General features: G+C 70.1%; 14 protein-coding genes. 11 read left to right on the forward strand and 3 right to left on the reverse strand.

Translation table 11 applies throughout. From position 1 onward, the window contains the following. Positions 1–34 precede the first annotated feature (34 nt). Entirely contained in the window at positions 35–307 is a 273-nt protein-coding gene (locus AB5J53_RS35565; RefSeq protein ID WP_369249698.1) for a hypothetical protein, read from the reverse strand. Positions 308–396: 89 nt separating this feature from the next. Between AB5J53_RS35565 and AB5J53_RS35570 the strand changes: the two genes are divergently transcribed. Together AB5J53_RS35570 and AB5J53_RS35575 are read left to right on the forward strand one after the other, a co-directional pair. Next, positions 397–1,524 (forward strand): ferrochelatase, encoded by a 1,128-nt coding sequence (locus AB5J53_RS35570; RefSeq protein ID WP_369249699.1) that lies wholly within the window; start codon positions 397–399, stop codon positions 1,522–1,524. A gap of 8 nt (positions 1,525–1,532) precedes the next feature. After that, positions 1,533–2,348 carry an inositol monophosphatase family protein gene (locus AB5J53_RS35575; protein ID WP_369249700.1) on the forward strand — a complete coding sequence of 272 codons (816 nt, stop codon included), beginning with the start codon at positions 1,533–1,535 and terminating at the stop codon, positions 2,346–2,348. Positions 2,349–2,443: 95 nt separating this feature from the next. On the opposite strand, the gene AB5J53_RS35580 is transcribed toward AB5J53_RS35575, so the two are convergent. Then, the gene (locus tag AB5J53_RS35580; protein WP_167459062.1) at positions 2,444–2,617 is read right to left on the reverse strand and encodes a hypothetical protein; all 174 of its coding nucleotides are present in this window, start codon (positions 2,615–2,617) and stop codon (positions 2,444–2,446) included. Positions 2,618–3,031: 414 nt separating this feature from the next. Here AB5J53_RS35580 and AB5J53_RS35585 point away from each other — a divergent pair, with 414 nt between their 5' ends. The 4 genes from AB5J53_RS35585 to AB5J53_RS35600 all read left to right on the forward strand — a co-directional run bounded on the left by AB5J53_RS35585 (position 3,032) and on the right by AB5J53_RS35600 (position 6,569). After that, on the forward strand, positions 3,032–3,685 hold the full coding sequence (locus tag AB5J53_RS35585) for a response regulator transcription factor (protein WP_369249701.1): 654 nt from the start codon (positions 3,032–3,034) through the stop codon (positions 3,683–3,685). Between the two features lie 6 nt (positions 3,686–3,691). Further along, entirely contained in the window at positions 3,692–4,942 is a 1,251-nt protein-coding gene (locus AB5J53_RS35590) for a sensor histidine kinase (RefSeq protein WP_369249702.1), read from the forward strand. 393 nt (positions 4,943–5,335) lie between these two features. Further along, the gene (locus AB5J53_RS35595) at positions 5,336–5,632 is read left to right on the forward strand and encodes a DUF4193 domain-containing protein (protein WP_003997302.1); all 297 of its coding nucleotides are present in this window, start codon (positions 5,336–5,338) and stop codon (positions 5,630–5,632) included. Positions 5,633–5,645: 13 nt separating this feature from the next. Beyond that, the gene (locus AB5J53_RS35600; protein ID WP_369249703.1) at positions 5,646–6,569 is read left to right on the forward strand and encodes a hypothetical protein; all 924 of its coding nucleotides are present in this window, start codon (positions 5,646–5,648) and stop codon (positions 6,567–6,569) included. Positions 6,570–6,825: 256 nt separating this feature from the next. On the opposite strand, the gene AB5J53_RS35605 is transcribed toward AB5J53_RS35600, so the two are convergent. Further along, positions 6,826–7,287 (reverse strand): DUF3093 domain-containing protein, encoded by a 462-nt coding sequence (locus AB5J53_RS35605; protein ID WP_369249704.1) that lies wholly within the window; start codon positions 7,285–7,287, stop codon positions 6,826–6,828. A gap of 58 nt (positions 7,288–7,345) precedes the next feature. Between AB5J53_RS35605 and AB5J53_RS35610 the strand changes: the two genes are divergently transcribed. From AB5J53_RS35610 to AB5J53_RS35630, 5 genes are all read left to right on the forward strand, one after another. Further along, positions 7,346–7,930: a PaaI family thioesterase gene (locus AB5J53_RS35610; protein WP_369249705.1), complete on the forward strand. Its 585-nt coding sequence runs from the start codon at positions 7,346–7,348 to the stop codon at positions 7,928–7,930. After that, positions 7,927–8,451, forward strand: coding sequence for a dUTP diphosphatase (gene dut / locus AB5J53_RS35615; protein WP_369249706.1), 525 nt, complete (start codon positions 7,927–7,929; stop codon positions 8,449–8,451). The genes AB5J53_RS35610 and dut overlap by 4 nt, the downstream gene beginning before the upstream one ends. Before the next feature lies 1 nt (position 8,452). Continuing rightward, a complete protein-coding gene (locus AB5J53_RS35620; RefSeq protein WP_369249707.1) occupies positions 8,453–9,217 on the forward strand; it encodes a DUF3710 domain-containing protein in 765 nt (254 codons plus the stop codon). Between the two features lie 325 nt (positions 9,218–9,542). After that, positions 9,543–10,763 carry an alginate lyase family protein gene (locus tag AB5J53_RS35625; RefSeq protein WP_369249708.1) on the forward strand — a complete coding sequence of 407 codons (1,221 nt, stop codon included), beginning with the start codon at positions 9,543–9,545 and terminating at the stop codon, positions 10,761–10,763. A gap of 113 nt (positions 10,764–10,876) precedes the next feature. Continuing rightward, entirely contained in the window at positions 10,877–11,569 is a 693-nt protein-coding gene (locus AB5J53_RS35630) for an ABC transporter ATP-binding protein (protein ID WP_369249709.1), read from the forward strand. Positions 11,570–11,685: the final 116 nt, after the last annotated feature.

Below are 11,685 nucleotides of genomic sequence, written 5' to 3' on the forward strand. Positions count from 1 at the left end.
TGCGGGCTCCCCGTGCGGCTGCGTGCCCTGCTCGCTACCCGCCTTGCCGTGCGGCTTCGTGCTTGCCGCCGGTCGCCTCGCGGTGCGGCTTCGCGCCCGCCTTGCCGTGCGCCTTCGCGCCCGCCTTGCCGTGCGCCTTCGCGCCCGCCTTGCCGTGCGCCTTCGCGCCCGCCTTGCCGTGCGCCTTCGCGCCCGCCTTGCCGTGCGCCTTCGCGCCCGCCTTGCCGTGCGCCTTCGCGCCCGCCTTGCCGTGCGCCGATCGCCCACCGCAGGCCTCGTCGTGCGGTCGCCCCGCCGCTCGTCCCACGCCTTCCTGCGTGCCAGGACGCCGACCCCCGCTCTTCCCGTCACCCCACCGTTTCCCGCGTGTCAGTGCCGGGTGGCAGGATCGGACGCATGCCAGATGCGCTCGATGCCACCCCCTACGATGCCCTGCTCCTGCTCTCGTTCGGCGGCCCCGAAGGCCCGGACGACGTGGTTCCGTTCCTGGAGAACGTGACGCGGGGGAGAGGCATCCCCAAGGAACGGCTCAAGGAAGTGGGCCGGCACTACTTCCTGTTCGGCGGGGTCAGCCCCATCAACGACCAGAACCGCGCCCTGCTCGACGCCCTCCGCAAGGACTTCGCCGACCACGGCCTCGACCTGCCCGTCTACTGGGGCAACCGCAACTGGGCGCCGTACCTGACCGACACCCTGCGCGAGATGGTCGCCGACGGCCGCCGCCGCATCCTCGTCCTCGCCACCAGCGCGTACGCCTCCTACTCGGGCTGCCGCCAGTACCGCGAGAACCTCGCCGAGTCCCTGGCCGCGCTCGAGGCCGAGGGCCTTGAGCTGCCGAAGATCGACAAGCTGCGCCACTACTTCAACCACCCCGGCTTCGTGCGGCCGATGGTCGACGGCGTCCTGAAGTCCCTCGCCGAACTGCCCGAGGGCGTACGCGAGGGCGCACACCTCGCCTTCACGACGCACTCCATCCCGGACGCGGCCGCCGACACCTCCGGGCCGGTCGAGGACCACGGCGACGGCGGTGCGTACGTCAAGCAGCACCTGGATGTCGCCCGGCTGATCGTCGACGCCGTGCGCGAGGAGACCGGGATCGAGCATCCCTGGCAACTCGTCTACCAGTCGCGCTCCGGAGCCCCGCACATCCCGTGGCTGGAGCCCGACATCTGCGACCACCTGGAGGAGCTGCACGGCGCCGGCGTCCCGGCCGTCGTGATGGCCCCCATCGGGTTCGTCTCTGACCACATGGAGGTCCTGTACGACCTCGACACGGAGGCGAAGGCCAAGGCCGAGGAGCTGGGTCTGCCGGTGCGCCGCTCGGCCACCGTGGGCGCCGACCCGCGGTTCGCCGCGGCGATCCGTGACCTGGTCCTGGAGCGCGCCGCGAAGGAGAGCGGGCAGCGGGTGACCCCCTGTGCCCTCGGCGCGCTCGGTGCGAGCCACGACCTGTGCCCGGTGGGCTGCTGCCCGGCCCGTGCCGCCAAGCCCGCCGCCGCCGGCGTCGACAGCCCGTACGCGTGAGGAGCCCCGTGACCCAGCCCCAGCACACCGAACTGCTCCAGCTCGCCGAGGAGGCCGCCCGGCGCGCCGGCGAGCTGCTGCGGGACGGCCGCCCGGCGGACCTCGCGGTCGCCGCGACCAAGTCCAGCCCGATCGACGTCGTCACCGAGATGGACATCGCCGCGGAGAAGCTGATCACCGACCTGATCTCCCAGCACCGCCCGGACGACGGCTTCCTCGGCGAGGAGGGCGCCGCCACGGAGGGCACCAGCGGCATCTGCTGGGTCATCGATCCGCTCGACGGCACGGTCAACTACCTCTATGGACTGCCGACCTGGGCCGTGTCCATCGCCGCCGAGCGGGACGGCGAGGCGATCGTCGGAGTCGTAGCGGCGCCGATGCGCGGCGAGACCTACCACGCGGTGCGCGGCGGCGGGGCCTGGGCCGTCGGGGCCTGGGACGGGGAGCGCCGGCTGACCTGTCGGCCGGCGCCGCCACTGGACCAGGCACTGGTGTCGACCGGCTTCAACTATGTGGCCGAGGTCAAGGCCCACCAGGCCGACGTCGCCCAACGCCTCATCCCGCTGCTGCGCGACATCCGGCGCAGCGGCTCGGCGGCGGTCGACCTGTGCGACGTAGCGGCGGGCCGCCTCGACGGCTACTACGAACGCGGCCTCAACCCCTGGGACCTCGCGGCGGGCGACCTGATCGCCCGTGAGGCGGGCGCCCTGACCGGTGGACGCCCCGGAGAGCGCCCCGCACGCGATCTGGCGGTCGCCGCCTCACCGGGGGTCTTCGAGCCCCTCCAGCGGCTCCTGGAGGAGTTCGGAGCCTGGCACGACTGACGGCGCCCGCGGTTGACGGCGCGCACAACAGGCGGCAAACGGAGCGGGGCCCCGGCACTGGATCGATACCGGGGCCCCGCTCTCGTACAAACTGATCAGACGCGCGTCGCGCCGACCTCCACACCGTGCTCGGCGGCGAGGCGGTGCAGGTCGTCGAGCTCGGCCTGCTCGACCTCCGCGAGGAAGTCGTCGCCTGTTTCGCGAGCCCGCGTCAGGTCGGACTCGGTCGCCCTTATGCGCTGCAGAAGTCCTGCGGTGAATGCGTCCATGCTGCGCCCCCTCGTCCTGGGTCGTGGGTCGGTGGCACGGGGGTGTGCCGTTCGGAAGGGGCGATCACGTCTCCAGATGGGTGCCCAGCGCTGCCCAGGCTGGGCGGCGACGGTGCCGGACACCCACGCCCGCTCTGCGGAAGCGGTTGGACGTACCACAAGGTGGCTTGCCACATGCAGAGCGTGATCGCGGGGTGTAAAGCCGTCCTCCCCCCGCTCCCTTCCGTGGAAACCTCAACCCGAAGAGAAAATCTCGCATTCCCGGGCGCCCGGACCGTCTTCTCGGGTGCCTCCCACCGCCTTACAGCCGGTTTATGGCCGAAAAGGGCAGGATGGAGGTCTCATCCGTGACAGACCTGCCCGTGGGGTGCCCTGAAGCGCGCTACGCGGGTGGACAGAGGAAGGACAAGCGACGTGCGCGTACTCGTCGTCGAGGACGAGCAACTGCTCGCCGATGCGGTGGCCACCGGACTGCGCCGGGAGGCCATGGCCGTCGACGTCGTGTACGACGGTGCGGCCGCCCTGGAGCGCATCGGCGTCAACGACTATGACGTGGTCGTCCTCGACCGCGACCTCCCGCTCGTGCACGGCGACGACGTCTGCCGCAAGATCGTCGAGCTCGGCATGCCCACGCGCGTACTGATGCTCACCGCCTCCGGCGACGTCAGCGACCGCGTCGAGGGCCTGGAGATCGGCGCCGACGACTACCTCCCCAAGCCGTTCGCGTTCAGCGAGCTGACGGCACGCGTGCGTGCCCTCGGACGCCGTACGAGTGTGCCGCTGCCGCCGGTCCTGGAGCGCGCCGGGATCAAGCTCGACCCCAACCGGCGCGAGGTCTTCCGCGACGGCAAGGAGGTCCAGCTCGCGCCGAAGGAGTTCGCCGTCCTGGAAGTGCTGCTGCGCAGCGAGGGCACGGTCGTCTCCGCCGAGCAGCTCCTGGAGAAGGCCTGGGACGAGAACACGGACCCGTTCACCAACGTCGTACGCGTGACGGTCATGACCCTGCGCCGCAAGCTCGGCGAGCCCCCGGTCATCGTCACCGTGCCCGGCTCCGGCTACCGGATCTGATACCCCGTGGCCGCGACCCCAGCGCCCCCCGCGGCGCCCCCCAAGCCCACCTGGGACCCAAGAAGGCCGGAGCCCCCGTTCCCCTGGCTGCGCCCGACCATCCGCATACGGCTCACGCTCCTCTACGGTGGCATGTTCCTGATCGCCGGCATCATGCTGCTGTCGATCATCTACTTGCTCGCGGCGCAGGCGCTGAACACGGGCAACGAGCCGCTGTTCAAGATCGTCGGCGGTAACGCGATCAAGGTCACCAGCACCATGTGCCCGGCGGTCGACGGTGGCAACAATGTGCCGCTCGACGAGTTCAACACCGCGATCAGCAACTGCATCGACCACCAGCGCCAGGTCGCCCTGGACAACCTGCTCAGCCGCTCGCTGCTCGCCCTGCTCGGCCTCGCCATCATCGCGTTCGCCTTCGGCTACGCGATGGCCGGCCGGGTGCTCTCGCCGCTCGGCCGGATCACCCGCACCGCGCGCGCGGTGGCGGGCTCGGACCTGTCCCGGCGGATCGAACTGGACGGCCCGGACGACGAGCTGAAGGAGCTGGCGGACACCTTCGACGACATGCTGGAGCGGCTGCAGCGAGCCTTCACCGCCCAGCAGCGGTTCGTCGGGAACGCCTCGCACGAACTGCGCACCCCGCTCGCGATCAACCGCACGCTTCTGGAAGTGCATCTGTCCGACCCGGGGGCGCCGATGGAGCTGCAGCAGCTCGGCAAGACGCTGCTCGCCACCAATGAGCGCAGTGAGCAGCTCGTCGAGGGCCTGCTGCTGCTCGCCCGCAGCGACAACCAGATCGTGGAGCGCAAGCCCGTGGACCTCGCCGAGGTCGCCTCGCAGGCCGTCGACCAGGTGCACGCCGAGGCCGAGGCCAAGGGCGTGGAGATCCGCGGGGAGCGCTCCGTGGCGGTCGTCCAGGGCAACGGCGTCCTGTTGGAGCGGATCGCCCTGAACCTCGTCCAGAACGCGGTCCGGTACAACGTGCCGGAGGACGGCTGGGTCGAGGTCACCACACAGGTCCAGCACGGTCAGGCGGTCCTGGTGGTGTCGAACACGGGTCCCGTGGTGCCCGCGTACGAGATCGACAATCTTTTCGAGCCCTTCCGGCGGCTGCGTACGGAGCGCACGGGCAGCGACAAGGGCGTGGGCCTCGGCCTTTCGATCGCCCGGTCGGTGGCCCGTGCCCACGGGGGCCATATCGTCGCGGAGCCGCGCGAGGGAGGTGGACTCGTGATGCGCGTCACCCTTCCCATCTGAGAGCATGTCGCCGACACGCGACGATGTTCGCTTTGCGCGGAATTTTCTGGTCACCCACCAGGGAGGCCCGTGTGTGATCGATCACAAGGGCGATTTTCCGGCCATCTACTCTCCGTGATCATGCAAGCTGTCGGAAAGCCGGGAAAATCCGGGTTTTCGGGGGTCTTGATCACGGGAAGTACACGGTGGGACGCCTTTGAAGTGCGGCCTTCGGACCGTGTACGGTCCGCATCGCCATCCAAGCCGATCACTCTTGAGGAGTCCGGTTGGGTGTCGATTGAGTAACAGACCTTGATGTGAGGCAAAATCTCCGCCTCGGGTCGGGCACAAGTCCGGCCTCTCACGCGTTACGTGCGCTGGAGACACCGAAGACACCCAGAGGGGGAGAGCGACATGGCAACGGATTACGACACCCCGCGCAAGACCGACGACGACGTCGATTCGGACAGCCTTGAAGAACTGAAGGCCCGCCGGAACGACAAGTCGACCTCGTCCGTCGACGTAGATGAGTTCGAGGCCGCAGAAGGCCTGGAGCTGCCCGGAGCCGACCTCTCGAACGAGGAGCTGGCCGTCCGGGTCCTGCCCAAGCAGCAGGATGAGTTCACTTGCATGAGCTGCTTCCTGGTGCACCACCGCAGCCAGCTGGCCCGCGAGAAGAACGGTCAGCCGATCTGCCGCGACTGCGACTGAGGCAGGGTCGGCCGTGACTGGCTCGACCCCTCCTTGGAAGCGCCGCTTCCCCCCGCGGGAGGCGGACGAAGGGCCGTCCGACGGCTCTGAAGGCGTGCGTGACGACGAGCGGGGCTCTTCCGAACCGGGATCAGCCTCGCTCGAGCCGGCGCCCGCCACCGGCGGCCTGCCGGCCTCCGCGGGCACTCCCGCGCCCGTCGCCAGGCGCCGCGCGGCAGTCTTTCGGGACGGGGTCAGGAAAGGCGTCCAGAAAGGCGTCCAGAAGGGCGGCAGCCGGGCCAGGGCAGGCTTGGCGTACCTCGCCGACCGGATCATCGACATCGCCCCGCGAATCCCCGTACGGGACCTCGCGACCCTCCGCAGGCAGTTCCCGGATCTCGGTCCCGAGCAGCTCGCGGACAAGCTCGTCGCGGGCGCGGCCGCCGCGACGTCCACGGTCGGAGCCGGGATCGGCGCGGCCGCGATGCTGCCGGTGCCGCCCGCCATGCCCACCGAGCTGGCCGCCGAGATCACCGGCGTCGCCGCGATCGAGCTGAAGCTGATCGCCGAGCTCCATGAGGTCTACGGCCTGCGGCCGCCGGGCACTCTCACACAGCGCAGTACCGCGTATCTGAACTCCTGGTCGGGAGAGCGCGGGATCGACGTGACCAGGCCGTCGACGATCAACGCCGCGTTGGGCGGCCAGATGAAGCGCGAGCTGCGTCAGCAGATCATGAAGCGAATGGTCCGGGATCTGCCCAACCTGATGCCGTTCATGGTCGGCGCCGCGGTCGGGGCGGTCATGAACCGCCGCGACACCAAGCGCCTCGCGGCGCGTATTCGCAAGGACCTGCGGAAAATGCAGGTGCCGTGGGACGCGCTTCCCGAGCTGCCACCGCTGGAGAAGCCGGCGGAGCCGCTGCGGATGGGGGAGATCCCCAAGGAGCTCGGGCGCTAGCCCGGAGTGTTTTCCCTCGCCTCGCGGGCGGACTCTCTCGGTGGTCGCGCCGATTTCGGCACCGCCGGGCAGCGCCGCTGTGGCAGATCACCGATGCGGAGGACAAAGACCTGGAGCGCCGCGCCCGCGTGCGCTTCCTGCGGAGGTGGGGCGTTCGCAGACATCCGCGCGATTTCGCCGGACGCGTCTGCGCGCGCATCCGTGGGTTCCCGCCGAATGCGGGCCTCCGCACTCCCGCCGAAGGCGGGCTGCCGGGCTACGCCGTCGCTCGTGCCGCCTCCAGCGCCGCCGCGAGGCGCTGCGGCTCCCGCGTCGACAGGTACAGGTACGGCGTCGGGTCCTCCGGGTCCGTGACCTGGACGCGCAGGGCCGTGGGGATGTAGGCGCGCAGGAGCATGAAGGCGCGGGGGTCGGCCTTGAATGTGCGCCAGGCGCGCGCCTCCTCCTGGTCCATGACCTCGGCGTCGCCGAGGGCCGCGACCGGGATCTTGGCCTCGCCGGCGATCAGGGAGTCGCCCACGACGCGGATGCGGATCGAGCCGTACGAACTGGCCACGACCGCCGAGACCGCGGTGCCGCCGACCAGGGCGCCCAGCAGCGGCAGTGTGCCGAACGGGAGGAAGATCAGGGCCATCGCGATCCCGACCAGGAAACAGATCGCCCACCAGGCGCGGGGCGCGGTGAGGCGTTCTTCGTACGGCGTGGCGGAGAGCTGCATGAAGTCAAGCTTGGCACGGTGCCAACGGATGGTGGACGCGCGGGTAAGGTCTGCGGCTGTGAGTGGTACTTCCGCAGCTCTGACGCCCCCCGCCGACGCCGTCGCGCCGATGCGGCACCCCGACGCGCCCGCCCCCGGCGAGCTCCTCGGGGCCCACTACGAACAGTGTTTCGGGTGTGGCGGAGAGCAGCCCCATGGACTGCACCTGGAGGCTCGCGCGGGGGAGGGGGTCCGGATCACCGCGGAGTTCACCGTGCGGCCCGCCCACCAGGGCGCCCCGGGTCTCGCGCACGGCGGCGTCCTCGCCACCGCGTTGGACGAGACGCTCGGCTCGCTGAACTGGCTGCTGCGCACGATCGCCGTGACCGGACGGCTGGAGACCGACTTCCGCCGCCCCGTGCCTGTCGGCAGCGTCCTCTACCTGGAGGCCGAGGTCACCGCGGTGGCCGGGCGGAAGATCTTCTCCACCGCCACCGGGCGGCTCGGCGGTCCCGAGGGGCCTGTCGCCGTCCGCGCCGACGCCCTCTTCATCGAGGTGAAGGTCGACCACTTCATCGACAACGGCCGCCCGGAGGAGATCCGGGCCGCCATGAGTGAACCGGACCAGATCCGGCGCGCCCGCGCTTTCGAGGTGAACCCGTGAGCCGTCAGCCCCGTCAGGAAATCGCCGTGCTGATCCGGCGCGTCGACCCGGACGTCCCGCTTCCCGAGTACGCGCACCCCGGTGACGCTGGAGCCGATCTGCGCACCACCGAGAGCCGCGAGCTGAAGCCGGGGGAACGGGCCGTTCTGCCCACGGGAGTGTCGATCGCGCTGCCCGAGGGGTACGCGGCCTTCGTGCACCCCCGTTCCGGGCTCGCCGCCCGCTGCGGTGTCGCCCTCGTGAATGCCCCGGGGACGGTGGATGCCGGGTACCGTGGGGAGATCAAGGTGATCGTGGTGAATCTCGACCCGCGCGAGTCCGTGCGGTTCGAGCGCTTCGACCGGATTGCCCAACTGGTCGTTCAGCAGGTCGAGAAGGTCCGCTTCCAGGAGGTCGCGGAGCTTCCCGACTCGGCGCGGGCCGCAGGGGGCTTCGGGTCCACTGGAGGTCATGCCGCCGTGGGCAGCACAACGGGTGGGAATCGATACGCTTCGGTCGTATCCGACCGGGAAGGACAGTGACGTGTTCGGACGTCGCAAGAAGGGCAGTGCCGCCGAGGACGCGGCGGGCGAGGCCGAGCAGGTCGTCGACGAGTTCGACACTGAGGCGGACGAAGAAGCCGGGCGTGAGCGCGTGCGGCTCGAGCCCGAGCCGCGGCCCGACGGGCCCTGGGACAGCTCCGAGGTCCGCGATCCGGCCGAGGGTCGGGTGGACCTGGGTGGTCTTTTCGTGCCCGGAGTCGACGGCATGGAGCTGCGGGTCGAGGTCGCGGGCGACGCGATCGTCGCGGCCACCGTCGTCCTGAAGGACAGCGCCATCCAGCTGCAGGCCTTCGCCGCTCCCAAGCGCGAGGGAATCTGGGGCGAGGTGCGCGAGGAGATCGCCTCCGGCATCACTCAGCAGGGCGGTGTCATCGACGAGGTCGAGGGCCCGCTGGGCTGGGAGCTGCGGGCGCAGGTGCCGGTGCAGCTGCCGGACGGCACGGGTGGTTTCCAGGTCGTGCGGTTCGTCGGTGTGGACGGCCCCCGCTGGTTCCTGCGCGGAGTGATCTCCGGGCAGGGCGCGGTGCAGCCGCAGGCCGCGGGTCTGCTGGAGCAGATCTTCCGGGACACGGTCGTCGTCCGCGGCGAGGGCCCGATGGCCCCCCGAGACCCGATCGTCCTGAAGCTGCCGGACGACGCGCAGATGGTGGCCGAGGGTGTCCAGCAGGAGGAGCAGAGCGGTTCCCGCTTCTCCGGCGGCATGGGGCAGCTGCAGCGCGGGCCGGAGATCACCGAGGTCCGCTGACGCGCGCGTGACACACGAGTGGGTTTTCACGCGTGCTTGCGTTGACACACGAGCTGCGTTGACGCACGAGTGAGGTTCACGCGTGCTGCATTGACACGCGAGTGGGGCCGCACCCCCTTCACCAAGGGGGTGCGGCCCCTTCGCATGCCCGGCGATGCCCCGTGATGCCCGGCGTCCGCCCAAGTTCTCATCCGTGAACGGCAGTTGAGCTGCGGGTCTTTCTTCAGGCCTTGACGGAAGTCTGGTCTGTACCTATGGTCACCGGCCAACGCGCGTGTTCAGTCCCCAGTGCGTCGTTCACATACGAGAACGGATGGCCCCCCACATGCCCGACACCCCCGCAGCCCACCGGCGCAGACGACGCCCGGCCCTCCTCGTCACCGTCGCCGCCGCGACCGCCGCCCTGGTCGCCGGATTCCTCTCCTGGCCGGGCGCACACCGGGCCGATGCCGCCCCCGCCACGTTCGTGCACCCCGGAGTCACCGTCTCCAAGAGCCAGTTGGACTTCGCCCGCAGCAAGGTCAACGCCGGCGCGCAGCCCTGGAAGGGCGCGTACGACCAGATGATGGCGAGCAAGTACGCCGCGCTGAGCCGCGCCGCCACGCCCCGCGCGACTGTCGAGTGCGGGTCGTACTCCAACCCCAACTACGGCTGCACCGACGAGCGTGAGGACGCGATAGCGGCGTACACCGACGCGCTCGCCTGGTACATCACCCGCGACGAGCGGTACGCGAAGAAGTCGATCGAGCTGATGGACGCGTGGTCGGCGGTGATCAAGGACCACACCAACAGCAACGCGCCGCTGCAGACCGGCTGGGCGGGCTCCTCGTGGCCCAAGGCCGCCGAGATCATCAAGTACACGTACACCGGGACGTGGGCCAACTCCGGCCGCTTCGCGACCATGCTGCGCAACGTCTACCTCCCCGAGATCATCAACGGCTCCAACTCCAACGGCAATTGGGAGCTGTCGATGATGGAGGCCGCCATCGGCATCTCCGTCTTCCTGGAGGACAAGACGTCGTACGACAAGGCGATGTCGAAGTTCCGCACGCGGACGGCCGCGTACATCTATCTGTCCTCCGACGGCTCCGTGCCGAAGACCGTGCCGAGCCAGAACCTCGACACCACGGCGAAGATCGTCAGTTACTGGCAGGGACAGTCCACCTTCGTCACCGGGCTCACCCAGGAGACCTGCCGCGACTTCACGCACACCGGGTACGGCATCTCCGCGATCTCGCACGTCGCCGAAACCAGCCGGATCCAGGGGCAGGACCTGTACGGCACGGACGTCGGCGAGCGGCTGCGGCAGGCGCTCGGCTTCCAGTCCAAGTACCAGCTGGGCGAGGCGGTGCCGAGCTGGCTGTGCGGAGGGTCCCTCAAACTCGGGCTCGGTCCGATCACCGAGGTCGGCTACAACGCCCTGCACAACCGTCTGGGCATCGCGATGACCAACACCCAGAAGCTGACCGAGCAGAACCGCCCGGCCGGCAGCAACAACCTCTTCGTGGCCTGGGAGACGCTGACCCACGGGGACAACCCCAGCTGAGACCCATGCGGTGACCCGAGCTGAGCCCCAAGGGGACAACCCGAGTCGAGCCGACCCATTGCCCGGCCGGGCGCCCGCTGGACATACTGGCGCCCGGCCTACGGGGGAGGGGCATGAGCCAGGTCGTCACGGACACCATGGTGCGCGTCGAGAACGTCCATCGCTCGTACGGCACCGGAGCCGCCGCCGTGCACGCGCTGCGGGGCGTCTCCTTCGACGTACCACGCGGGGAACTCGTCGCCCTCAAGGGCCGCTCCGGATCCGGCAAGACCACGCTCCTCAACCTCGTCGGCGGACTCGATGAGCCGGACGAGGGACGCGTCACCGTGGACGGCCTCGACCTCACGACGCTCGACGAGAACGGGCTCCTGGGGCTGCGCCGCGACCGGATCGGCTTCGTCTTCCAGTCCTTCGGGCTGATTCCCATCCTGACCGCCGCCGAGAACGTCGGCGTTCCGCTGCGGCTGCGCCGGGCCGATCCGCGCGAGCGTGAGGAGCGCGTCGAACTCCTGCTCTCCCTCGTCGGTCTCGCCGACCACGCGGCCCAGCGTCCAGGCGAGCTGTCCGGCGGCCAGCAGCAGCGCGTGGCCATCGCCCGTGCCCTCGCCAACAACCCCTCGCTCCTCATCGCCGACGAGCCCACCGGACAGCTCGACGCGGAAACCGGCATCGCCGTGATGGAGCTCCTGCGTGCCGTCGTCCGCAGCGAACACGTCACCGCCCTGGTCGCCACCCATGACGCGACTCTGCTGGGTTTGGCCGACCGTGTCCTCGAACTGAGCGACGGGGAGATCGTCGAGCACTGACGCGGTGCGGCGGCTCCGGCGACGGCACCGCGCATCAGGGTTGCGTCAAAGACGCCCCCGGCGACCCCTCCCATCCCTTTTGCCGGGATTCTTGGCCGTAAGGTCGACGCTGCGTA

The organism is Streptomyces sp. R41, from assembly GCF_041053055.1.
GTDB lineage: Bacteria > Actinomycetota > Actinomycetes > Streptomycetales > Streptomycetaceae > Streptomyces.

Coding starts and splice junctions, on each gene's coding strand:
- AB5J53_RS35570 (WP_369249699.1), top strand. CDS start 397: ATGCCAGATGCGCTCGATGCCACCCCCTACGATGCCCTGCTCCTGCTC.
- AB5J53_RS35580 (WP_167459062.1), bottom strand. CDS start 2,617: ATGGACGCATTCACCGCAGGACTTCTGCAGCGCATAAGGGCGACCGAG.
- AB5J53_RS35595 (WP_003997302.1), top strand. CDS start 5,336: ATGGCAACGGATTACGACACCCCGCGCAAGACCGACGACGACGTCGAT.
- AB5J53_RS35605 (WP_369249704.1), bottom strand. CDS start 7,287: ATGCAGCTCTCCGCCACGCCGTACGAAGAACGCCTCACCGCGCCCCGC.
- AB5J53_RS35625 (WP_369249708.1), top strand. CDS start 9,543: ATGCCCGACACCCCCGCAGCCCACCGGCGCAGACGACGCCCGGCCCTC.
- AB5J53_RS35630 (WP_369249709.1), top strand. CDS start 10,877: ATGAGCCAGGTCGTCACGGACACCATGGTGCGCGTCGAGAACGTCCAT.